The sequence below is a fragment of the Shinella sp. BE166 genome (assembly GCF_051201095.1).
Lineage (GTDB): Bacteria > Pseudomonadota > Alphaproteobacteria > Rhizobiales > Rhizobiaceae > Shinella > Shinella lacus.
This window is the reverse complement of the sequence record NZ_JBPEHL010000016.1, coordinates 1-21,873: the sequence shown is the minus strand read 5'-3', so window position 1 is coordinate 21,873 and position 21,873 is coordinate 1. Positions and strand designations below refer to the sequence as shown.

The window sequence follows — 21,873 nt, the reverse complement described above, 5'->3', positions numbered from 1 at the left end:
AGAGAGGACCAACGTCATGTCGAAGTTTATTGCCACTGTTCTTGCCGCCACCATGCTCGTACCCGTTGCGGCGCGTGCGGAAGGCGAGATCGAAGTTCTGCACCATTGGGTCTCGCAAAGCGAGGTCGACGCGCTCAACGTCATTCGCAAGGAGCTCGAGGCCAAGGGGTTTACGTGGAAGGATTCCGCCGTGGGCGGCATGAGCGGCGCGAATGCGCAGCAGGCGCTGCGCTCGCGCCTCACGGCGGGCAACCCGCCGGGCGCCATGCAGTTTCTCGGCTGGGAAGGCGTGCAGTGGGCGGAGCAGGGCGTCGTTCGCGACCTGAACGACCTCGCCAAGGCCGGCGGCTGGCGCGAAGCGCTGGCGCCCCAGCTCCTGCCGTTCGTGACGTCGGGTGATGCCTTCATCGCGGCACCCATCAACATGCACCGCCAGAACTGGGTCTGGGCCAACAAGAAGATCTTCGACGATGCCGGCATCGCCGTTCCCAAGTCCTGGGCGGACCTGATCGCGGCCGGCAAGACGCTTCAGGAGAAGGGTATTGTTCCCGTCGCGATGGGTGACGAGCCGTGGCAGATCGGGATCATTTTCGACGCCCTCCTGTCGGACGTCAACGGACCGGAATTCTACCAGAAGACGGCGATCGACCTCGATCCGGCAGCGCTCGGCAGTGCCGAGATGGTCAAGGTGTTCGACACGCTGCGCGAGGTGCGCGGCCTTGTCGACAAAAACTTCGTCGGCCGCGACTGGGCGGTTGCCACGGGCATGGTCATCAACGGCGAAGCCGCGATGCAGTTCATGGGCGACTGGGCGAAGGGCGAGTTCCTGGCGAAGGGGCTGAAGCCCAATCAGGACTTCTACTGCTTCGCCACGCCCGGCCAGGTGACCTCCTTCCAGTACCTGATCGACAGCTTCGGCATGTTCACCGTACAGGACGAGAACGTGCAGAACGCGCAGACGGCCCTTGCCGAGACCATCATGGATCCGAAGGTCCAGAAGGGCTTCAACCTGATCAAGGGTTCGATCCCGGCCCGCAGCGACGTCTCGGTTGATGACTTCGATGATTGTGCCAAGCTCGGCTACCAAGAGCGCGCTGCCGCCATCGAAAAGGGCAGCATGCAGGGCGCCATGACGCACGGCTTTGCCGCCAAGCCGGAATTCGCCTCCGTCTTCAGCGACGTCGCCGCGCAGTTCTTCGTCGGCAACATGAGCTCGGAAGACGCCGTCAAGATGCTGGTCTCCGGCATCGACAACGCGCGCTAAAGCCCCACTGCCAACCGGAGGAGCCGCGCCTGTCGGCTCCTCCACCATACCCGCAATCGGAGCTGACCCATGAGCGCCTCTACGCGCATGTCATCGCGATTGGCAGCCTGGCTTCCGCGCATCGTCGTCGCTCCCAGCCTGCTCGTCGTCATCGTCACCGTCTACCTGTTCATCCTGTGGACGGGGCTGATTTCCGTCACCTCGTCGAAATTCGTGCCGACCTACGATTTCGTCGGGCTTGAACAATATGTGCGCCTCTGGGCCACGCCCCGCTGGCACACAGCCGTCGCGAACCTCTTCATCTTCTCCGCGCTCTTCCTGGCGCTGTCCACGGGCCTGGGCCTGCTGATGGCGATCCTCCTGGACCAGAACATCCGGGCCGAGGGGGCTCTGCGGGCGATCTATCTCTATCCGATGGCGCTGTCGTTCATCGTGACGGGAACGGCCTGGAAGTGGATCATGAATCCCGGTCTCGGCATCCAGCGGGTGGTGAACGATCTCGGCTGGACGGACTTCCGCTTCGACTGGATCACCGACCCGCAGATGGCGATCTACACCGTCGTGGTGGCCGGCGTCTGGCAGTCCTCGGGTTTTGCCATGGCGATCTTCCTTGCGGGGCTCAGGGGCATCGACAACTCCGTCATCAAGGCGGCGCAGATCGAGGGTGCCACGCTGCCGCTGATCTACCGGCAGATCATCATTCCCATGCTGCGCCCGGCCATGCTGAGCGTGATTGTCCTGCTGAGCTACATCGCCATCAAGAGCTTCGACCTGGTGCTGGCGCTGACGAACGGCGGTCCCGGCACGGCGACCGAACTGCCCTCAACCTTCATGTTCTCCGCCACCTTCCGGCGAAACCAGATGGGGGTCGGTGCGGCCAGTGCCGTGATGATGCTCATGACCGTCGCGGCGATCATCATTCCCTACCTCTATTCCGAGCTGCGGGAGAAGAACAATGGCTGAAGCACTCTCGCAATCCGGCAAGGCGCGGCTCGGCCGCATCGTCATCTACACCTGCCTGGTGATCGTGGCACTGCTCTACCTGATGCCGCTCTGGGTCATGGTCTCGACCTCGCTGAAGCCGCTCGACGAGATCTATGGTGGTTCCTTCATCGGCCTGCCCAAGGTGGTGACGCTCGATGCGTGGCGGGCGGCCTGGTCGCAGGCCTGCATCGGAACCGAATGCACCGGGCTGAAACCCTATTTCGTCAACTCGCTGCTGATGGTCATCCCGGCTGTCGCACTGTCGACTGGGATCGGCGCGATCAACGGCTACATCCTCACGAAATGGAAGTTTCCCGGCGCCAACTTCGTCTTCGGCCTCATGCTCTTCGGCTGCTTCCTGCCGTACCAAGCGATCCTCATTCCCATGGCGCGCACGCTCGGGCTGCTGGGTCTCGCCGGTTCCATTCCCGGTCTGGTGGCCGTCCATGTCTCCTACGGCATCTGCTTCACGACGCTGTTCTTCCGCAACTACTTCGTGTCGCTGCCGGATGAACTCACGAAGGCGGCGATGGTCGATGGTGCCGGCTTCTTCCGCATTTTCTGGAGCGTCATCCTGCCGACCTCCATTCCGATCATCGTCGTGTCCTGCATCTGGCAGTTCACGCAGATCTGGAACGACTTTCTCTTCGGCGTGTCCTTCACCTCCGGTTCGAGCAGCCCGATCACGGTCGCGCTCAACAACATCGTCAACGTGACCACCGGTCGCAAGCAGTACAATGTCGACATGGCTGCCGCCATGATCGCCGCCATCCCAACTTTGGTCGTCTACATCGTCGCTGGCCGATATTTCGTCCGCGGGCTGACGGCCGGTGCCGTGAAAGGCTGATCCCCATGTCCACTCTTGAAATCGATCGCGTCCGCAAATCCTACGGCCATTTCGAGGTTTTGAAGGAGGTTTCGATCTCCATCGGAACCGGCTATTTCCTCGTGCTGCTCGGCCCCTCCGGCTGCGGCAAGTCCACGCTTCTCAACATGATCGCCGGCCTGGAGACGATCTCGGGCGGCGAGATTCGCATCGCGGGAAAGACCGTCAACGAGCTTTCGCCGAAGGATCGGGACATCGCGATGGTGTTTCAGTCCTACGCGCTCTACCCGACGATGACCGTGCGGCAGAACATCGAGTTCGGCATGAAGATCCGAAAGGTCACCCAGGCCGACCGCGCCAAGGCCGTCAAGACGGCGTCCGACCTGCTGCAGATCGATCATCTGCTCGATCGCAAGCCGTCGCAGCTCTCCGGCGGCCAGCGCCAGCGTGTGGCCATGGGGCGTGCCATCGTGCGCGAGCCGAAGCTGTTCCTGTTCGACGAGCCTCTGTCGAACCTCGATGCCAAGCTGCGCGTCGACATGCGCACGGAGATCAAGCGCCTCCATGCCCGCCTCGGCACGACGATCGTCTATGTCACGCATGACCAGATCGAGGCCATGACGCTTGCCACCCGCGTGGCGGTCATGAAGGACGGCGTCGTGCAGCAGCTTGACGAGCCGCAAGCGGTCTATGACCGGCCGGCCAATGTCTACGTCGCACGCTTCGTCGGTTCGCCGGCCATGAACATCGTGCCGGCGGTCCTGGAGGTGCAAGGTTCGACAGCGACCGCCGTCATCGACATCGCCAGGCGGCCGGCCGCACGCATCGCCGGCATCAGCCTGTCGCCAGAGGCCCTGCGACGCTACGCGGGCAAGAAGGTGCTTGTCGGCATCCGCCCGGAAAACTTCTCGATTGCCACGGGCGCTGCCCCGCCATCGCTCACCATCGACTTCGACGTGGTCGAGCCGACCGGACCTGACACCCTGGCCGTCTTCCAGCTTGGCGGCGTCGAGGTGACGGCTCGTCTTCCGCCCAAGCAGGCCCATGCAGGGCAGGAAGCGGCCCTATCCGTCGACACATCGAAGACCGTGCTGTTCGACATCGAATCCGAAACCCGCATCGACTGAAAGGCATCATGACCCAGACCGCAGACATCGTCATCATCGGCTCCGGCATCGGCGGCGCGTCCCTGGCACACAGCCTTGCCCCCTCCGGCCTGCGGATCGTTATCCTCGAGCGTGGCGATTACCTGAAGGACAGCCCGGAGGCGCGCGATGACCGTGCGATCTTCCAGAAAGGCTTCTACCGCTCTTCGGAGGAATGGCTGGGCACGGATGGCGAGAGCTTCCTTCCGGGCAACTACTATTATGTGGGTGGCAATTCGAAGTTCTTCGGTGCCGTCATGTATCGTTACCGCCGCGAGGATTTTGCGCCGCGGCCACATATGGACGGCGCATCTCCGGGCTGGCCGATGTCCTACGAGGCACTTTCCCCCTGGTACGATGCGGCCGAAAGCATTTTCCGAGTGCGCGGTTCCGTTTCCGAGGATCCAACGGAGCCGCCGCACGACACGCCCTATGCCTATCCGAAGGTTCCTGACGAACCGGCGATCGCGGCCGTCCGCCGCCGGCTGGAAAAGGCCGGCATTCATCCGGCGGCCCTGCCGCTCTCGATCGATATCGACGCCTGGCTGAAACGGGCGAAGACGGGCTGGGATGCGTTTCCGAACACGGGCGCCGGCAAGATCGATGCGGAAGTGGGGCCGCTCACAAGTGCGCTCGCCCACCCGAATGTCAGCCTCCTGACCGGCGCCAGCGTGACACGCCTTGAGACCGACGAGACGGGCCACCGGGTCATTGCCGCCGTCTATGTGAAGGATGGGATTGAGCACCGCATTTCCGCCGATCGCTTCGCCGTGGCTGCGGGTGCGGTGCAGACGGCAGCACTGCTCCTGCGCTCCGCCAGCAAGGCGCATCCGACCGGTCTCGCCAACAATTCGGACCAGGTGGGCCGCAACTTCATGAACCACAACACGACGGCGATGCTGACGATCGATCCATTCGCGGCCAATACCTCGGTCTACCAGAAGACCATCGCTTTCAACGATTTCTACAACGCGGACAACGAATACGGCGCGCCGCTCGGCAACGTCCAGCTTCTCGGGCACATTACCGGCAACATCCTCAAGGCCAATCTTCCATTTCCGGCGCCAACGTGGATTGCAAAACTCATCGCGCGCTACGCCTATGGCTGGTTCCTGACGAGCGAGGACCTGCCCAATCCGGAAAGTCGCGTGATGGTGCGCGACAACCGCATCGTCATGCACTGGATCCGCTCGAACATGCGCGCACATGAGGCGCTGATTGCCAGGACCAGCGCGGTCATGCGCAAAGCTGGTTTCCCGATCGTGCTGACACACACATTCGGCCGCAAGACGACGTCGCACCAATGCGGAACCGCCCGCATGGGCAGCGATCCGCAAACCTCGGTCGTCGATCTCGATTGCCGCAGCCATGATGTCGAAAACCTCTACGTCACGGATGCCTCCGTGCTGCCGACATCGGCCGCCGTCAATCCGGCTCTGACCATTGCTGCCCTCGCGATCAAGGCCGGCAGCGCCATTTCAAGGGGGCGATGATGGGACTTCGGGATATGGGATCGGCGCGCTACGGCATTTCGCCCCGGCATCCGGACGAGATCACCACATTCGACTATATCGTGGTCGGTGGCGGCTCGACGGGTTGCGTCATCGCCGCGCGCCTATCGGAAGACCCCGCCGTCAACGTGCTCCTGCTCGAGGAGGGACCACGCGACCGCAGCCCGTACATCCACATTCCCGGCGCCTATTACAAGACTGCGCAAGGCGACCTCCTGAAGCGCATTCCCTGGGAGCCGATGGCCGAGCAGGAGCGCACGGAGACGCCGACCATGGTGCAGGCCCGGGTTCTGGGCGGCGGCAGCTCCGTCAATGCCATGATCTACATTCGCGGCGTGCCGGCCGACTATGAGCAATGGGTCGAGCTGGGAGCCGAAGGCTGGGGATATGCCGATGTTCTGCCCTTCTTCAAGCGCGCCGAGGACAACAACCGTTTCTGCAACGCGGCGCACGGTGTCGGCGGCCCGCTCGGCGTTTCCGATATCGACTATATCCATCCGCTGACCCGCGCCTGGCTCCAGGCATGCCAGCAGGCGGGCCTGCCCTACAATCCGGATTTCAACTCCGGCGATCCGGAAGGCTGTGGCCTCTATCAGATCACGGCCCGCAACGGTCGCCGTAGCTCCGCTGCCGTGGCCTATCTCAACCCGGCACGCAAGCGGCGCAATCTGCGTGTGGAAACCGGCGCCATGGTCACGCGCGTGCTCATCGAGAACGGGCGTGCGGTGGGTGTCGAGTGTGTCAAGGGCAAGCGCACGGTCGTGTACCGCGCCGACCAGGAGGTCGTCCTCTCGACGGGGGCGATCGCCACGCCCAAGCTCCTGATGCTGTCGGGCGTCGGCCCGGCGGACCAGATCCGGCGCCAGGGCCTCGACGTGCACGCCGACCTGCCGGGTGTCGGCCAGAACCTGCAGGACCACATCGAGATTTCGCTCGTCTACCAGCTCAACGGCCCGCACAGCTACGACAAGTACAAGAAGCCGCATTGGAAGGCGCTTGCCGGGCTGAACTATGCGCTGTTCCGCAACGGCCCCGCATCTTCCAACCTCATCGAAGGCGGCGCCTTCTGGTGGGGCAACAGGGGCGAGGCGAGCCCGGACATCCAGTATTTCATGGTCGTCGGCGCGGGCATCGAGGAGGGTGTCGATGCGGTTCCCGGCGGCAATGGCTGCACGGTCAATCTCGGACAGATCCGGCCGCGCTCCAGGGGGGAGGTCACGCTCCTGAGCGCCGACCCGGCGGCAAACCCGCGCGTGGCGCCGCGCTATTTCTCCGATCCCTACGATCTCGACGCCATGACCGAAGGTGCGATGGCCGCCATCGACATCATGGCGCAGCCGGCAATCTCGAAATTCGTGGCAGCACGGCACGCGCCATCGCCGGCGCTGAAGACGCGGGAGGATATCAGGGCCTTCTGCGTCAAGGATGCGCATGCAGCCCTTCATCCTGCCGGAACGTGCCGGATGGGTAGCGACGACATGGCGGTCGTCGATCCGAAACTGCGCGTGCATGGCATCGAGCGGCTGCGCGTCGCCGATGCGTCGGTCATGCCGACGTTGATCTCCGGCAACCCGAATTCGGTCTGCATCATGATCGGCGAGCGCGCGGCCGAATTTCTGCGGTCGTAGGACATGACGAGAAGCGCCAAAATCTTTCGTGCTCTTTATTGCGTTTATCTGCCTATTCGTGCATTGTATGAACAAATACATGCATAAAGAGGCAAAAATGAATCCGACTGTTGTTGTGTTCGATATCGGTGGCGTCCTGATCGACTGGAATCCCGCCTATCTCTATCGCAAGCTGCTCCCCGACGAGGCGGCGGTGTCCGCTTTCCTCAGCGAGGTCTGCACATCGGCCTGGAACGAGCAGTTCGATGCGGGCCGGCCTTTTGCCGAGGGCATCGCCGCGCTTGGCGAGCGTCATCCCGAGCGGGTCGCCTTGATCGAGGCCTACTGGCTGCGCTGGCACGAAATGCTGGGAGGCGAGGTTGCCGGGACGGCCGAGATTCTCCGACGCCTGAAGACGGCCGGTGTTCCGGTGCACGCGATTTCGAACTGGTCGGCCGAGACCTTCCCGCGGGCGAAGGACATCTATCCGTTCCTCGGCCTGTTCGACGTTCTCGTCGTTTCCGGCACGGAGAAGCTGGTGAAGCCGGATGCCGCGATCTTCAACCGCTTCCTGGAGCGGGCGGGCGTCCGCGCCGAGGAGTGCATCTTCATCGATGACAACGCGGCGAACATTGCCGCAGCGGCAGCCCTTGGTTTCCACACCGAACACTTCCGCACGGCCGCGGCCCTTGAGGCTCGGCTGACCGCGCTCGGACTTCTTACCCATGTGGAAGAGCCGGCGGCATGAGCGCGGACAAGGCGGAACTGGCCGCACTTTCTCCGGAGGAGCGGCAGGCCGTCATCCTCGACAAGGTGAATGCGGCGGGACGTGTCCTCGCGGCCGGGCTCGCGCAGGAATTCGGCGTTTCGGAAGATTCGATCCGTCGCGACCTGCGCGATCTTTCGGATGCAGGCCTCGTGCAGCGGTTTCACGGCGGCGCGGCACGGCTTGTCACGCCTGCGCTCGATTTTCATCGTCGCGAAACGCTGCATGCCGGAGAGAAGCAGCGGATCGGGCTTGCCGCCGCCGCGACCATCCCGGACGGCGCGACGCTGCTGGTGGATTCCAGCACGACCGTCGTCCAGTTCGTGCGCAGTCTTTCACCGGCGCTCTCCATCCGCATCATCACGACGGCCGTCGATGTAGCCGCCGCCGCGCTCGACCATCCGCTCGCCGAAGTGATCATGCTCGGCGGCCGCCTGGGCAGGCTGACCCGCAGCGCGACCGGTGCCGGAGCGATCGATGCCGTGCGGGCGGTTCGGGCCGACTACTGCATCCTCGGTACGTGCGGCGTCGATCACGACCTGCTGCTGCGCAGCGACGACTTCGAGGATGCACACCTCAAATCCACGATGATCCGAGCCGCGAACAAGACCCTTCTTCTGGCGACCGCCGACAAGCTTGGTCAGGCCGCAACCCATCAGGTCGCTCGGATTTCCGCCGTTTCGGCACTTTTCACAGACAGCAAGGACACCATCATCCTCACCGCCATCGGCGAGGCCGGCGTCGATGTCACGATTGTCTGACACCTCTCAACATCCTGCATTACGGAGATGACGATGACGTTTTCACCTGACGAGGACGCCCGGGCGATCCTGCTGCCAGCATTCGATACGCTCGATGTGCTGGATGTCATGGTGCCCTTCCTGGAAAAGGGCGGCTGTTCCGTTCTGATCGGCGAGACGCGGGCGGAATATGTCGCACGCGCCATGTCCGCAGAAAGGCTCGCCGGCGAAACGCCGGCCGTCTTCCAGGCCCGTATCGCAGAGTTGAAATCCGTCGCGCCCCATTTGATCGTTGCGGTGGATCAGGAACTGGGTGGCATCCAGCGGCTCACGGGGCTGGTCCCACCGCTCCCCTCGCTGGACGAGGCCCACGCGCTGGACGATGCATCGCTTGCCGAGCGGTGCCGCATCACGGCTTCGGCGGCCCGCGAACTCGGGGTGTCGATGTTCCTGGCACCGATCGCCGATGTCATCGACGGACAGAACCAATGGCTGCGGGGCCGCACGATGGCCAGCTATCGGGAGGCTGTGGCAAGGCTGGTTTCCGCTTTCGTCACGGGCGTCCAGAGCGCCGGCATTACCGCCGTGACCAAGCATTTTCCGGGTTTCAACGATCTGGCGGGCGACCCGGCACTTGTCGACGTTTCCCTGCTCACGCCGCGGGAGCGCATTCTGCACAATGCCCTGCCGTTCAGGGCGGCGATCGAAGCTGGAACCAAGGCGATCATGACAGGCCCCGCGCCTGTTGCCGCGTTCGACGGGCAAAATGCCGCGAGCACGTCGCCTGCAATCATGGCGATGCTGCGCGACGATTTCGGCTTCAGGGGCCTGATCGTCAGCGACGATCTGGATGCGCCAGCCACCATGCGCGGCCGCTCGCTGCTCGAGACTGCCATCGCCTCGGTCAATGCGGGAGCCGATCTGCTGTTGGTCGGGGGAGGGCCGCACCTTGATGCCTTGTGCGACGGCATTGCCGCGGCGGCGCGATCCGGACGGATATCTCTGGATCGTCTGTCGGAAGCAGCCGCCGGCGTGCGGCGGAATGCGGCCGCCTCGTAAGAGGAAAACATCGCGGTCGATGCCGAACAGGGTATCGTCGCCGCCGCCGTCGATGGCGAAATGGGTGCGCTGCAGGAGATCAACCGCGCCGGCAGCAACTTTGGTGCGACGCTCCGACCAGATCGGCCGTGCCGGCGTCTTGCCGGCGGCTCCGATGCAGCAACGCGTCGCCCAAGGTGCTCGTCATCCTGGGCGAGGCTGATGTATGGGAGAGAGGTGGGAAAATCTCCGCGACGAGCTTAAGTCGCGCTGCAAAGTTTCGGTCTTAGCGGTCGAAACCCCAAACGTCCGGGTTTTGGGCGAAATACTCGATCAGCATTTCGATAAGCACCCGGACTTTCCGCGCAGGGTGCTTACCCGGCGGTCGGACGACATAGGCCCCTGCCGACGGTGGGGGGTAGCCTGTCATCACCGGAACGAGCGCGCCGGAGACCACATAGTCGTGTGTGATGCAATCGGGGAGCCAGGCGATGCCGAGCCCCGCGGCCGCGGCGGAGGCAAGCGCAGTCGCATTGTCGGCCTTGAACCTGCCCTGCGGCTGAACCGTGACAACCTTTTCGCCATCCATGAACTGCCAGGCCTCCGTTCCCTGCATGAGGGCCTGATGGTCGGCGAGCTGTTCCACCGTATCCGGTGAACCGTGCGTTTTGATGTAAGTCGGGCTTGCGACGAGCTTTCCATAGATCGGCCCGACGCGCTTCGCGATCAAGTTGGAGTCCTGAAGGTAACCGACCCGGATCGCGCAATCGAAACCTTCGGCGACCAGATCGACAAATCGATCGCTGTAGGCGGCATGGATGTGGAGCTGCGGGTGGCGCTGCGCCATTTCTGCAAGCACGGGGGCGAAATGGGTCGGTCCGAACGAGAGCGGCATCGCCACTCTCAGGCGGCCGCGCAGCTCGCCGGTCGGCAGGATCGCTTCTCTCGCCGTATCGATCTCGGCGCTGGCCCTGGCCGCGTGGTCCCTGAAGGTCATTCCCGCCTCTGTGAGCGCCGCCCCGCGGGTCGTGCGTGCCAGAAGCTGAACGCCTAGCTCCGCCTCAATGCGAAAGAGCCGTCGACTGACGATCGACTTGGAGACGCCGAGCCGGCGCGCGGCGGCCGATACACCCCCTGCATCGGCTACGGCAACGAATGTCTGCAGGTCTTCGATGTCCATTCCGCGTTCCTCATTTCGCTCCACAGATTGCCTGACTATGGCACTACCGCATCACGAAAAGGAACAGCAAATTGCGTTCCGGCGACGTCACTCATTGGCGAATGTCCCCCGTGAACCCATTGCCGCCATGGCGGCAGAGAAAGGAAATCTTGATGACCCTTCGTAACGGCCTCGATTCGCTTCTTCGCCCGGAAAACTCGGTCCTCGTTCTGATCGACCATCAACCCTACCAACTCGCGAACCTCAACAGCCACGACCCGCAAGCTGTGGTTAACAGCACGACAGCGCTGGCAAAGCTCGCAAAAGCCTTCAATGTTCCGACCGTTCTCACCAGCGTGATCGCGGCGCGCGGTGGACTTCTCTTTAAGCAGATCACCGACGTGTTCCCGGGCCAGGAGGTCATTGATCGCACATGGGTGAACACCTGGCAGGATGAGAATGTGGTGAACGTCGTCAAGGCGACCGGCCGCAAGCAATTGATCATCGCCGGCCTGTGGACCGAGGTTTGCGTCGCAATGCCAGTGATCCAGGCCGCCGGCGAAGGCTGGGACGTGACCGTGATTACCGATGCGTCGGGCGGGATTTCGAAGGAGTCTCACGAGGTTGCCATCCAGCGGATGATCACGGCCGGCGCGAATGTGATGACGGTGATGGCGCTCGCCGGCGAATGGCAACGGGATTGGGCGCGCACAGAGCATGTCGAGGCGCTGACCGAGATTCTCATCCAGCACTTTGGCGGCAGCGGCATCGCCTACTTGTGGGAACAACAGCTGCTCAACACGCCGGTGCCCAGCGCCGCCGGCTGATCTCTGTCGCGGATGACCAGGATTTCGAGCAACCGACCGCTCGTCGACCTGCGTCATCCGCTTGGCCTTGCTCCTATTGATGTCGATCGCGTCAGACGTCAGGCCTTCTTCACGGAATAATCCATCTGCCGCAGGTCTTCGATCAGGCTCGGGCCTGTCGGCACCCAATCCAATTTCTCCCGCGTCTGGGCACTGGATGCGACGATATCCGCCCCGGCGAACATCGCGAACCAACCAAAATGCGGTGCCGCCTCGTCCGGCGAAAGGGAGACAACCGGAAGATCGAGGCCCGCAGCGACCACCTCGGCTATGTCCCGCGCCGCCACGCCTTCTTCGGCGACAGCATGGTAACGGGCACCTGCCTCGGCGCGATCAAGGGCAAGCACGTAGAGCTTGGCCACATCGCGTACGTGGCCGGCCGCCCAACGGTTGGCGCCTTGCCCGACATAGGCGACCACGCCCTTCTCCCGCGCCATCCCGATATAGGGGGAGATCAAGCCCTGCTTGAAGGTATCGTGTACCTGCGGCAGCCGCACGACGGACAGGTTGACGCCTGCTTCGAGCAAGGCCTGCCCCGCCAGTTCCGACGCGATGCGCGGATTGAAATGATGTGCATCAAAAACATCTTCCCTGGCAGGCCGACCATCGCCCGGGTCCCCGATGCCGACGCCCGACGTGATGAGCAGCGGCCGATCCGACCCCTTCAGCACAGACCCGAGTGCGGCAATGACACCGCGATCCTTTTCGCAATTGGCGACGAAATTCGTGAAATCATGATCAAAGGCAGTATGGATGATGGCGTCTGCGCTCCGTGCTCCATCCGCAAGGCCGTTAGGGTCCTCCAGCGTTCCGAGATGAGCGCTTGCGCCTGCCGCTGCCAAAGCGTCCGCACCGGCCTTGGAGCGGGTGAGGCCGATGACTTCATGGCCGGCGGCCAGCAATTCGGGAAGAATCCGGGATCCGATGAAGCCTGTGGCACCCGTTAGGAAAACACGCATGGGAAAGTCTCCGATATTGACGTAGCGCCTGATCCCATGAAAAATTGTCCTGTTAAAGTAGTGACTTTATCATGGTATAATCACCAACAGGATCATCAGCGTGAGCGATTTCGAAAATATCCTGGGCACGTTCTTGCGCGACCGGCGCATGCGGCTTGATCCCGCGACATTCGGCTTCCAGGTTGGACGCCGCCGCACGCCGGGCTTGCGTCGCGAAGAGGTGGCCCAGCGCTCGAACATAAGCCCGACCTGGTACACTTGGCTGGAGCAGGGGCGCGGCGGAGCACCCTCAGCCCATGTGCTTGATCGGATCGCCAGCGGGCTCATGCTGACCGAGCCCGAACGCGACCATCTTCACATTCTCGCTTTCGGCCATCCGCCGGAGGCGCGATACCGCCAGCCCGAAGGCATTACCCCGCGGCTTCAACGCGTCCTCGATGCCATGCCTTTCAGCCCTGCCATTATCAGGACAGCCACATGGGAGGTGGTGGCATGGAATAGAGCAGCAACCGTGATCCTCACGGACTATGCCAAGCTCCCCAAGGATAAGCGCAACATCCTTCGCATGATGTTCTCTGACGAACGGGTTCGCGCGGCGCAGGACGATTGGCAGAGTGTCGCGCGCTATGTCGTTGCCGCTTTCCGGGCCGATGCCACGCGTGCAGGTGCCGGCGCGGAAATTCAGCAGTTGGTGGATGAACTTTCAGCCAGCAGCCCGGAATTCAAGGCGCTCTGGGAGGACAATGAAATCGCGGGTTTCCGAGACGGCGTCAAGCGCCTCCACCACCCCGTCCTGGGGCCGATAGAACTTGAATTCTCGAATTTTGCGGTCGAGGGCCGATCTGACCTCAACATGATGGTTTACAGTCCAGCGAACCCTGAGGTGATGGAGCAGTTTCGCTCGCTGATTTCGGGGACGTGTCGCTGAGGCAGCGTGCCTGATACCACCGAACCCAGGATAAATCGGGCCTTATCGGCAGGCATGACTGATCTTGCCCAAAAATCAGGCTTGAATCTGCTTTGCTCCTTGCGAGGAATCGCAAATCGTTAAGTCGTCACCACGGCCCAGGAAGAGGTTTCAACCCATCTTCGTAGATATCCCAAAGCCGTGCCGACACCGTTGCCGGAATGATATTCAGGATCACCGCTCACCAAAATCGTAGGCGCCGACGCCTACGAGGTCTCCGACTATATCCCGTTGAGAGCGAGCTTGCCTCCGGCTTTCGGTCCTGGGCGAGGTGAAGCGTGATGCTCTTCGGGTGAACTAGGATAGCACCGCCCCAGGCAGTTCCAAGCTGCGGAAATGCTCTTTTGCCTGATCATAGAAGACGGCAGGGGCGAAGTGCAGGTCTGCACCGGTTCGGACCATCAGCCCGAAGCGATTGGTCGAAAGCCCAGGATCGGTGAGAGGGAGAAAAATCAATGCTCCGCTGCCGATCTCGTTGTGTGCACCAATTGGTGTCATGATGGAAATATGATGCCCGGCTTGTGCCAACTCCACGAGCATGCGGATCGATCCGACCTCCAGTAATGGCGGCCGTGCCGTTGCTGCCGCTTCGAGATTGGGCTGGATTGCCCGGCGGATGGAGAGCTCGCGCGTTCCAATGGCAACAGGGTGGGCAAAGCAGTCCGCGAGGGTAAGGCTTTGCTGAGAGGCAAGCGGGTGATCCGGTCGCATGAGCGCGCCGACACGCACGTCGCGGCGCACCGCCATTTCGATCTCACGAGGCGGTGCCGTCACAAAGCCGAAACCGACGTCGATTGTTTCGTCGATGAGGCGGGAGACGACGTCGGACGAGGACGTGACTTCGACATTTAGATGCAATGTCGGGTGACGCTGCGAAAACGCCGTCAGAAGGGCCGGCAGGAAGGACAGACCGACGCTTTCGACCGTGGCGATACGGACGGAACCGGTCTTGAGCCCGCGCAGCATGTCGAGCTCCGATACTGCCGCTTCAAGCGGCGAGGCGACACGACGGACGTGCCTATAGAGAATTTCGCCGGCGGCGGTCATCTTGATGCGGCGGCCTTCGCGCTGAAATAATGCCATGCCCAATGCGTCCTCGAGCTGGGTGATTTGCCTGGATACGGCAGACGAGGCGACGTTGAGGCGGCGCGCGCATTCCCGGATGGACAACAGTTCCGCGGCGGTCTGGAAATAGATCATGGCCGGCTGGTGAAATATACGGGCGAGCAGCATAGGGGACAGTGCGCGCTCACGTGGCGGAGATGGCCGAATGGGGGCAGCTTCTGGCGTGCGCATGAGACGTTCCGTTCGTTGATGCCTTTTAGGCAACAATTCGCTCTTAAATTGGAAATGGCAAGATCAATCCGGATGAAGGACATTCACGATGCCAATGTTCACCGGAGGTCTTCGCCTTGGATATCAACACGATCAACGCCGTCAGCAGGCCGCAGAGCCGCGCCGAACTTTGGCCATTTCAGGAGGGTGATGCATGGCTTGGCGGTGGGACATGGTTGTTTTCCGAGCCGCAACCCAAACTCCAGAGGCTCGTGGATCTGTCTTTGCTCGACTGGCAGCCTCTTACAACGACCGATGCCGGTCTATCGATCAGCGCGACCTGCAAGGTAGCGACGCTCGATGCTTTCGAGCCACCTGTCGCATGGCCTGCAGCGCGACTGATCGGCAAATGCTGCCGCTCATTCCTCGCCTCGTTCAAGATCTGGAACATGGCTACTGTCGGCGGCAACCTGTGCATGTCCCTGCCGGCCGGCCCCATGATCTCGTTGACCGCAGCGCTCGAAGGGGTTTGCACGATATGGTCATCGGATGGTTCAGCACGAAAAGTCCCGGTCGTCGATTTCGTAAAAGGGCCACTGAGCAATGATCTGCGGCCTGGCGAAATTCTGCGCGGTATCAACCTGCCGTGGGAGGCGCTTTCACGCAGGACGGCATTTCGCCGGGCGAGCCTTACCCCGCTAGGTCGCTCGGGCGTGCTTCTCATCGGTACGCTCTCGGCCAAGGGCGGCTTCGTGCTCACGGTCACCGCTTCGACGCGCCGACCGGTGCAGTTCGCATTCCCGCACTGCCCAAGCTCCCGCGAACTGGAGCGCAGCCTCGAAAACGATATTCCGGACGCGCTCTATTATGACGACATTCATGGCCTGCCCGACTGGCGCCAACATATGACGCACCTTTTCGCGGAGGAAATCCGTAAAGAGCTTGGAGAATGGACATGACCTATCTCGTTGACGGCAAGACGCATGAGGCGATCCCGCGGCCGGGCCAGTGTTTGCGCACGTTCCTGCGGGATCTTGGCTGCTTCGGCGTGAAGAAGGGCTGCGACGCGGGCGACTGTGGCGCCTGTACGGTTCACATCGACGGACGGCCCGTGCACAGCTGCCTCGTGCCGGCCTTTCGGGCAGAGAACCAGGAAGTCACGACGATCGAAGGGCTCGGCTCTCCGGACGACCTTCACCCGGTTCAGCAGTCTTTCCTCGATGCGCAGGGTTTCCAGTGCGGGTTCTGCACGGCAGGTGCGATTATGACCGCGGCGGCGCTCGACCAGGCCCAGCGGCGCAATCTTCCCGCGGCGCTGAAGGGCAATCTTTGCCGTTGCACCGGCTATCGCGCAATCGCGGATGCCATTGAGGGCGTCAAGCATGTCGAGCGTGTCGGTGCGGGTCAGGCGTGCGGGCGAAACCTCGCCGCGCCCGCTGGACCCGGCGTGGTAACAGGTCGCGTGCGCTATACGATGGATGTCGCACCGGTTGGCGATCTTGCTGGCCTCACGCATATGAAAATCCTGCGCTCGCCGCATCCATCCGCTCGTATTCTTTCCATCGATACAAGCAATGCACTTGCCCTGCCGGGCGTTGTGGCCGTGCTGACCCACGCAGATGCGCCGGATCACTATTTTTCGACCGCACGTCACGAAATGTACACCGACGATCCAGACGATACGCTGGTGCTGGATCCAGTCATTCGCCATATCGGGCAGCGTGTCGCGGCGGTCGTCGCTGACAGCGAGGGTATTGCGGAAGCAGCATGCAAGCTGATCGCTGTCGAATATGAGTTGCTGCCTGCGGTCTTCGATCCCGAAGAAGCCCTACGGCCGGGTGCGCATGTCGTTCATGACAAGCCGCTTTCCTCACGCATCGCCCATCCACAGCGTAATATCGTCGCCGAGCTGCATGGGCATCTGGGCGATGTCGACAAAGGTTTTGCGAAGGCGGATGCCATCCACGAGGGCACCTATTACATCCAACGGGTGCAACATGCTCATCTGGAAACGCATGGAGCTATCGGTTGGCTCGATGGTGACGGGCGGCTCAATATGCGAACGAGCACGCAGGTGCCGTTCCTGACACGCGATGCCCTTTGCACGCTCTTCGATCTTCCGCAGGAGAAAGTTCGCGTCTTTGCGGAGCGCGTCGGCGGGGGCTTTGGCGGCAAGCAGGAAATGATCACCGAGGATATCGTGGCACTTGCGGTCTTCAAGACCGGTCGACCGGTAAAACTCGAGTACACACGAACGGAGCAGTTCTCCGCCTCCACCAGCCGTCACCCTATGAAGATCACGGTGAAGGTCGGTGCGACGAACGACGGTCTGCTGACCGCCATCTCCATGCGCATGCTTTCCAATACAGGCGCTTATGGCAATCACGGGCCGGGTGTGATGTATCACGGCTCTGGCGAATGCATAGCGCTCTACCGCTGCCCGAACAAGAAAGTCGATTCCGTCGCGGTCTACACCAACGAAATGCCGAGCGGCGCCTTTCGCGGATACGGGCTGAGCCAGAGCAATTTTGCGGTTGAATCCGCGATGGATGAGATCGCGCGCCAGATCGGCATGGACCCGATCGAGTTCCGCAGGCGAAATGTGGTTGTGCCCGGTGACCCGATGACATCGGCTGACGATGGGCCTCATGATGTGGAGTACGGTAGTTACGGCCTGGACCAGTGCCTCGACATGGTAGAAGCCGCACTTGCCCGCAGCCCAGCCCCTAATCTTTCGGACGATTGGCTTGTCGGGCGCGGTGTCGCTGCCGGCATGATCGACACGATCCCGCCGCGCGGGCACCGGGCCGAAAGCCGGGTCACGCTCCTGCCTGATGGTACCTACGAATTGAAGACCGGCACGGCGGAATTCGGCAATGGTACCACGACCGTACATTGCCAGATTGTCGCCTCCTTGCTTGGAACGACGCTGGCCCACGTCCGCATCAAGCAGTCGGATACGGATCATATTTCGCACGATACCGGCGCTTTCGGCAGCACCGGAACGGTGGTCGCGGGATCGGCAACCCGGGAGGCCGCGGAAGATCTTGCCAGCATTATCCTGGATTTTGCAGCGTCCTTGGCCAATGTCGGGCGATCGGAATGCAAGCTTGGCGAAGGTGCCGTTATAGCCGGCAGCCGTCGCATCGCTCTCCCTGTCTTGGCTGTCGCTGCTGCGGAGGCAGGCGTAAAATTGTCGGGGCAGGGGCGCAGCGGTGGTACGCCGCGGTCGGTCGCCTTCAATGTCCAGGGTTTCGAGGTGGCAATCCACCGTCGTTATGGCGAAATCCGCATCTTGCGCTCGATCCACGCGGCGGACGCCGGGACGGTGATGAATCCGATGCAGTGCCGCGGGCAAGTGGAAGGAGGTGTCGCGCAGGCGATCGGCGCGGCCCTCTATGAAGACCTGAACATCGATGGAGAGGGAAAGGTCACCAATCCGACGTTCCGCGGCTATCACATTCCGGCTTTCGCCGACATCCCCCGTGCCGAGGTCTATTTCGCCGACACGTACGATCGCATAGGTCCGCTTGGCGCCAAATCCATGAGCGAGAGCCCTTACAATCCGGTCGCCGCTGCTCTCGGCAACGCTATTCGAGACGCCATCGGCGTGCGGCTCTACGCAACGCCCTTCAAGGCGGATCGGCTTTACAAGCTCGCCGCAGAGGCGCGGCCTTCGCAAGCGAGCGCCGCGACCGCCTATGAACCTGCCTGAAAAAAGGAGTGCGTGATGAAAATGCCGGCCGGATCATGGGATCAATTCGATGACTATGTCATCGATTTCGCCGTTGACCGAAAACGCCGCGGCGAGCGGATCGCAATCGTCACGCTTGTCCAGATCGAAGGATCGTCGCCACGCCCTCTTGGCGCGCAGATGGCCGTCTCGGAAAGCGGGCGTTGGACGGGCTATCTTTCGGGAGGCTGTATCGAGCGCGCCGTGGTGAGCGAAGCCATCGCCGCCATTCAGGACGGCGAAAACAGACGCGTGCGTTATGGTCGCGGATCGAAGTACTTCGACATCCAACTCCCCTGCGGCAGTGCGATCGAACTCGTCTTTGACGTCAACATTGCTGATGACGATCTCGTCGCGATCGACGCGCGCCTGCACCGCCGTCTGCCGGCCATCATGCATGTACCATCACTTGCGGGCGACGAGAGCGAAACGCTGACCCGGATCTACGCTCCGCGCACGCGCATCATCATCGCCGGCATCGGTCCCTCCGCGGTCCAGCTCTCAAGGCTCGGTCTTGTTACCGGTTTCGAAGTGGTGCTTTATTCGCCCGATGCGGAAACACGCGAGGAGATCCTGAAAACGCCCGGCGTCGAGGTTGTGCCGATTTCAAGCGCGGCAAGCCTGCCCATCGTTCACGCCGACCGCCACACGGCGGTCGCGGTGATGTTTCACGATCATGAATGGGAAACGAACCTGCTGCCGCTGATCCTGGAGACCGATGCTTTCTATGTCGGCGCCATGGGCAGTCGAAAGACCCACAAGCGCCGGCTCGACATCCTTGCGCGCTTCGGTGTGGAAAAAGAGAAGCTCGGTCGCATCCGCGGGCCGGCGGGCTTGTTTGAAAGCGGCAAGAGTGCATCCTCTATCGCGCTCTCCATCCTGGCGGAGATCATGCAGGCGAATGTCAGCGCTAGCGCAGGCGTCGGTCTCTTGTCCGATGGGAGAAAGATATCTCCACTGCCGATCTGGGAACCCATCAGCCAACCGCTGGCGGTGGGTTGCCGCTCCGGCAATGCCGCGGCCGTTCGTTGAGAAGCTTTGCGCCGGCTTGAGCCGCCAATACGTGCAGGACCGGCGAGGAAGCTCGCACGCCTGATGGAGTTCGCTTGCATGGATCCATCATCACACGATTTCGAGATGCGCTTATCCCAGTTGAGACTCGACTGGCATCTTTGCATCATTATATTCCAAAAAATATATCGGATTCGGAAGAGCGGATGTCTTGGTCCCTATGCTAGCTTTGCCACGGCGCGCTCTCGAGTAATCGAGCGAACTGGGCGTGGAAAGATCAATGAGCGATCGCGAAGTAAGGAGCCTTGACGATGCGCTGGCCTTTATCGCCAGCTACATAGAAGCGGCAATACCACCCATGCGGGTTTCCGTTTCTGCGGCCTATGATCATCTTCTGGCGGAAGATATAGTCGCCTCTGTCTCGCTGCCGCGTTTCGACAATGCGGCGATGGACGGCTTTGCCATCCGAACAGATGATGTGCGGCCGGATGGAACCGCCTGCCTTAAAATCACTCAGACAATTACGGCGGGGCAGGAAGCCTTGAGCGCGCTCTGCGCTGGTGAGGCGGCGCGAATAACGACGGGTGCTCCGGTGCCACCCGGCGCCGATCGTGTCGTCGTGCAGGAAGCCGCCCGGCTTGATGGCGATCAGGTTCATCTCAGAGCTCCCGCCGGTGGCAAGCTGCATATCCGCAAAAAGGGGGAAGACGTTGCCCAGGGCACGGTCGTGATGGTGGCCGGCACCCGCATCGGGCCTGGCCAAATCGCGCTTCTCTCATCGCTTGGGCTTAGATCCGTTTTGGTTGCGGCACGACCGAAGGTGGCGCTTCTGTCAACAGGTGACGAACTTGTTGACAATCCCGGTCTCCTCGAGCCGGGTAAAATATTCGATACGAACCGGCCCATGCTCCTTCGGATGCTCCAAGCCGCCGGAGCCGCCGTCACGGATCTCGGCATTGCCCGCGACGACCCAGAACTCATTCTTGAACGGCTTGTCGCCGCGGCAGCCGACCACGATCTCCTGGTTTCCACTGGCGGCGCGTCTGCTGGTTTTGCCGATCACCTGACACGGATCATCGTCCGGCGTGGTTACCTTGAGTTCTGGAAGCTCGACATGCGGCCGGGAAAGCCCGTCGGCTTTGGCGATATCGACGATTGCCCCATTCTGCTCCTCCCCGGAAATCCTTTGGCGGCGGCAGCGAGCTTCGCCCTTCTGGGGCGTGCCATCATCGCCCGCCTTGGTGGGAAGGGATCAAATGAGCGGCACGCCTGGCATTTGCCAGTCACCAGTAAGATCGCCAAACCGCCGGGGCGGACGCAGGTTCTTTTGGGGCGATTGCGTCAAGGTTTGCTTGGCCGAGCCACGGCGGTCGAACCCTTGCCGGACCAAGGCTCGGCGAGGCTCCGTTACCTTGCCGTCGCTGACGTCATGATCGTCCTCCACTCTGAACAAACCGAGATACTAGAGGGAGATGTCGTCGAGGTTTTACCATTCTGACAAGGGTGCCAGCCTGATGTCCTCGCCGGAAGAGGGACTGCTGTTGTCACGGGGCAGTGAAATTAGGATATATGCGCGGGAACATATGTAGGACGAGGCGCTTGCCGCGTTCTATGTTGCGGCAAGCGACTTTTAGCCCGGTTTAATCGACGGCGACCATCACGTCCGACGCCTTGACGACGGCGTAGGCTTCTCCGCCAACGGCGAGGCCGAGTTCATCGACGGATTCATTGGTGATGGATGCGGTGACGACCGCGCCGCCGGCAACCTCGATGCGTACATGAGCCGTGGTCGCGCCTTTGGTTACTTCGATGATCTTGCCCTTGAGGCGGTTGCGTGCGCTGATCTTCATGGGAGTCTCCTGTTTTGGCGAGTACGCGATAGCATGCCATGTTGCAAAGCTACTACGGTCCAGACAGAGAGACCAGCTCTAGGCTCAGGACTCATTGATTAAAGCCAGAAGATGACGGTTGCTGCGATGCAGATGGCTGAGAAGAAAGTATGCGCGCACCGGTCGTATCGGG

General features: G+C 62.0%; 19 protein-coding genes. 15 read left to right on the top strand and 4 right to left on the bottom strand.

What is annotated here, in order from left to right; genetic code table 11:
- The first annotated feature begins 16 nt into the window (after window positions 1-16).
- From J2Y63_RS28070 to J2Y63_RS28030, 9 genes are all read left to right on the top strand, one after another.
- Entirely contained in the window at window positions 17-1,264 is a 1,248-nt protein-coding gene (locus J2Y63_RS28070; protein WP_435268802.1) for an ABC transporter substrate-binding protein, read from the top strand.
- A gap of 69 nt (window positions 1,265-1,333) precedes the next feature.
- Entirely contained in the window at window positions 1,334-2,227 is an 894-nt protein-coding gene (locus J2Y63_RS28065) for a carbohydrate ABC transporter permease (protein WP_256120208.1), read from the top strand.
- Window positions 2,220-3,095, top strand: coding sequence for a carbohydrate ABC transporter permease (locus J2Y63_RS28060; RefSeq protein WP_435268801.1), 876 nt, complete (start codon window positions 2,220-2,222; stop codon window positions 3,093-3,095). The genes J2Y63_RS28065 and J2Y63_RS28060 overlap by 8 nt, the downstream gene beginning before the upstream one ends.
- A 5-nt stretch (window positions 3,096-3,100) precedes the next feature.
- Complete coding sequence (locus tag J2Y63_RS28055; RefSeq protein WP_435268800.1) at window positions 3,101-4,201, top strand: ABC transporter ATP-binding protein; 1,101 nt, start codon at window positions 3,101-3,103, stop codon at window positions 4,199-4,201.
- An 8-nt stretch (window positions 4,202-4,209) separates the two neighbouring features.
- Window positions 4,210-5,712, top strand: a complete 1,503-nt coding sequence (locus tag J2Y63_RS28050; RefSeq protein ID WP_435268799.1) for a GMC oxidoreductase — start codon at window positions 4,210-4,212, stop codon at window positions 5,710-5,712.
- Between the two features lie 14 nt (window positions 5,713-5,726).
- A complete protein-coding gene (locus J2Y63_RS28045) occupies window positions 5,727-7,358 on the top strand; it encodes a GMC family oxidoreductase (protein WP_435268914.1) in 1,632 nt (543 codons plus the stop codon).
- A 97-nt stretch (window positions 7,359-7,455) separates the two neighbouring features.
- A complete protein-coding gene (locus J2Y63_RS28040) occupies window positions 7,456-8,085 on the top strand; it encodes an HAD family hydrolase (protein ID WP_435268798.1) in 630 nt (209 codons plus the stop codon).
- A complete protein-coding gene (locus J2Y63_RS28035; RefSeq protein WP_435268797.1) occupies window positions 8,082-8,864 on the top strand; it encodes a DeoR/GlpR family DNA-binding transcription regulator in 783 nt (260 codons plus the stop codon). The genes J2Y63_RS28040 and J2Y63_RS28035 overlap by 4 nt, the downstream gene beginning before the upstream one ends.
- Window positions 8,865-8,891: 27 nt before the next feature.
- Complete coding sequence (locus J2Y63_RS28030; RefSeq protein WP_435268796.1) at window positions 8,892-9,902, top strand: glycoside hydrolase family 3 N-terminal domain-containing protein; 1,011 nt, start codon at window positions 8,892-8,894, stop codon at window positions 9,900-9,902.
- Between the two features lie 265 nt (window positions 9,903-10,167).
- On the opposite strand, the gene J2Y63_RS28025 is transcribed toward J2Y63_RS28030, so the two are convergent.
- Window positions 10,168-11,061 (bottom strand): LysR family transcriptional regulator, encoded by an 894-nt coding sequence (locus J2Y63_RS28025; RefSeq protein WP_435268795.1) that lies wholly within the window; start codon window positions 11,059-11,061, stop codon window positions 10,168-10,170.
- A 152-nt stretch (window positions 11,062-11,213) separates the two neighbouring features.
- Between J2Y63_RS28025 and J2Y63_RS28020 the strand changes: the two genes are divergently transcribed.
- Window positions 11,214-11,867, top strand: a complete 654-nt coding sequence (locus J2Y63_RS28020) for a hydrolase (RefSeq protein ID WP_435268794.1) — start codon at window positions 11,214-11,216, stop codon at window positions 11,865-11,867.
- Between the two features lie 98 nt (window positions 11,868-11,965).
- On the opposite strand, the gene J2Y63_RS28015 is transcribed toward J2Y63_RS28020, so the two are convergent.
- Window positions 11,966-12,865 (bottom strand): SDR family oxidoreductase, encoded by a 900-nt coding sequence (locus tag J2Y63_RS28015; RefSeq protein ID WP_435268793.1) that lies wholly within the window; start codon window positions 12,863-12,865, stop codon window positions 11,966-11,968.
- Window positions 12,866-12,965: 100 nt separating this feature from the next.
- On the opposite strand from J2Y63_RS28015, the gene J2Y63_RS28010 reads away from it, so the two are divergent.
- A complete protein-coding gene (locus J2Y63_RS28010; RefSeq protein WP_435268792.1) occupies window positions 12,966-13,793 on the top strand; it encodes a helix-turn-helix transcriptional regulator in 828 nt (275 codons plus the stop codon).
- Window positions 13,794-14,129: 336 nt separating this feature from the next.
- On the opposite strand, the gene J2Y63_RS28005 is transcribed toward J2Y63_RS28010, so the two are convergent.
- Window positions 14,130-15,032: a LysR family transcriptional regulator gene (locus tag J2Y63_RS28005; protein WP_256120219.1), complete on the bottom strand. Its 903-nt coding sequence runs from the start codon at window positions 15,030-15,032 to the stop codon at window positions 14,130-14,132.
- 212 nt (window positions 15,033-15,244) lie between these two features.
- Here J2Y63_RS28005 and J2Y63_RS28000 point away from each other — a divergent pair, with 212 nt between their 5' ends.
- The 4 genes from J2Y63_RS28000 (at window position 15,245) to J2Y63_RS27985 (ending at window position 21,349) form a co-directional block, all read left to right on the top strand.
- Window positions 15,245-16,066, top strand: a complete 822-nt coding sequence (locus J2Y63_RS28000) for an FAD binding domain-containing protein (protein ID WP_435268791.1) — start codon at window positions 15,245-15,247, stop codon at window positions 16,064-16,066.
- A complete protein-coding gene (locus J2Y63_RS27995) occupies window positions 16,063-18,822 on the top strand; it encodes a molybdopterin-dependent oxidoreductase (protein WP_435268790.1) in 2,760 nt (919 codons plus the stop codon). Before J2Y63_RS28000 ends, J2Y63_RS27995 begins: the two co-directional genes overlap by 4 nt.
- 15 nt (window positions 18,823-18,837) lie before the next feature.
- On the top strand, window positions 18,838-19,872 hold the full coding sequence (locus tag J2Y63_RS27990) for an XdhC family protein (RefSeq protein ID WP_435268789.1): 1,035 nt from the start codon (window positions 18,838-18,840) through the stop codon (window positions 19,870-19,872).
- Window positions 19,873-20,131: 259 nt separating this feature from the next.
- A complete protein-coding gene (locus J2Y63_RS27985; RefSeq protein WP_435268788.1) occupies window positions 20,132-21,349 on the top strand; it encodes a molybdopterin molybdotransferase MoeA in 1,218 nt (405 codons plus the stop codon).
- A gap of 142 nt (window positions 21,350-21,491) precedes the next feature.
- Here J2Y63_RS27985 and J2Y63_RS27980 read toward each other — a convergent pair whose 3' ends face one another.
- Window positions 21,492-21,701: a TOBE domain-containing protein gene (locus tag J2Y63_RS27980; RefSeq protein WP_023511854.1), complete on the bottom strand. Its 210-nt coding sequence runs from the start codon at window positions 21,699-21,701 to the stop codon at window positions 21,492-21,494.
- Window positions 21,702-21,873 lie beyond the last annotated feature (172 nt).

What these genes read in the sequence shown, in the direction of transcription:
- J2Y63_RS28070 (WP_435268802.1), top strand. Translation starts at nt 17, where the DNA reads ATGTCGAAGTTTATTGCCACTGTTCTTGCCGCCACCATGCTCGTACCC.
- J2Y63_RS28065 (WP_256120208.1), top strand. Translation starts at nt 1,334, where the DNA reads ATGAGCGCCTCTACGCGCATGTCATCGCGATTGGCAGCCTGGCTTCCG.
- J2Y63_RS28060 (WP_435268801.1), top strand. Translation starts at nt 2,220, where the DNA reads ATGGCTGAAGCACTCTCGCAATCCGGCAAGGCGCGGCTCGGCCGCATC.
- J2Y63_RS28055 (WP_435268800.1), top strand. Translation starts at nt 3,101, where the DNA reads ATGTCCACTCTTGAAATCGATCGCGTCCGCAAATCCTACGGCCATTTC.
- J2Y63_RS28050 (WP_435268799.1), top strand. Translation starts at nt 4,210, where the DNA reads ATGACCCAGACCGCAGACATCGTCATCATCGGCTCCGGCATCGGCGGC.
- J2Y63_RS28045 (WP_435268914.1), top strand. Translation starts at nt 5,727, where the DNA reads ATGGGATCGGCGCGCTACGGCATTTCGCCCCGGCATCCGGACGAGATC.
- J2Y63_RS28040 (WP_435268798.1), top strand. Translation starts at nt 7,456, where the DNA reads ATGAATCCGACTGTTGTTGTGTTCGATATCGGTGGCGTCCTGATCGAC.
- J2Y63_RS28035 (WP_435268797.1), top strand. Translation starts at nt 8,082, where the DNA reads ATGAGCGCGGACAAGGCGGAACTGGCCGCACTTTCTCCGGAGGAGCGG.
- J2Y63_RS28030 (WP_435268796.1), top strand. Translation starts at nt 8,892, where the DNA reads ATGACGATGACGTTTTCACCTGACGAGGACGCCCGGGCGATCCTGCTG.
- J2Y63_RS28025 (WP_435268795.1), bottom strand. Translation starts at nt 11,061, where the DNA reads ATGGACATCGAAGACCTGCAGACATTCGTTGCCGTAGCCGATGCAGGG.
- J2Y63_RS28020 (WP_435268794.1), top strand. Translation starts at nt 11,214, where the DNA reads ATGACCCTTCGTAACGGCCTCGATTCGCTTCTTCGCCCGGAAAACTCG.
- J2Y63_RS28015 (WP_435268793.1), bottom strand. Translation starts at nt 12,865, where the DNA reads ATGCGTGTTTTCCTAACGGGTGCCACAGGCTTCATCGGATCCCGGATT.
- J2Y63_RS28005 (WP_256120219.1), bottom strand. Translation starts at nt 15,032, where the DNA reads ATGATCTATTTCCAGACCGCCGCGGAACTGTTGTCCATCCGGGAATGC.
- J2Y63_RS27995 (WP_435268790.1), top strand. Translation starts at nt 16,063, where the DNA reads ATGACCTATCTCGTTGACGGCAAGACGCATGAGGCGATCCCGCGGCCG.
- J2Y63_RS27990 (WP_435268789.1), top strand. Translation starts at nt 18,838, where the DNA reads ATGAAAATGCCGGCCGGATCATGGGATCAATTCGATGACTATGTCATC.
- J2Y63_RS27985 (WP_435268788.1), top strand. Translation starts at nt 20,132, where the DNA reads ATGAGCGATCGCGAAGTAAGGAGCCTTGACGATGCGCTGGCCTTTATC.
- J2Y63_RS27980 (WP_023511854.1), bottom strand. Translation starts at nt 21,701, where the DNA reads ATGAAGATCAGCGCACGCAACCGCCTCAAGGGCAAGATCATCGAAGTA.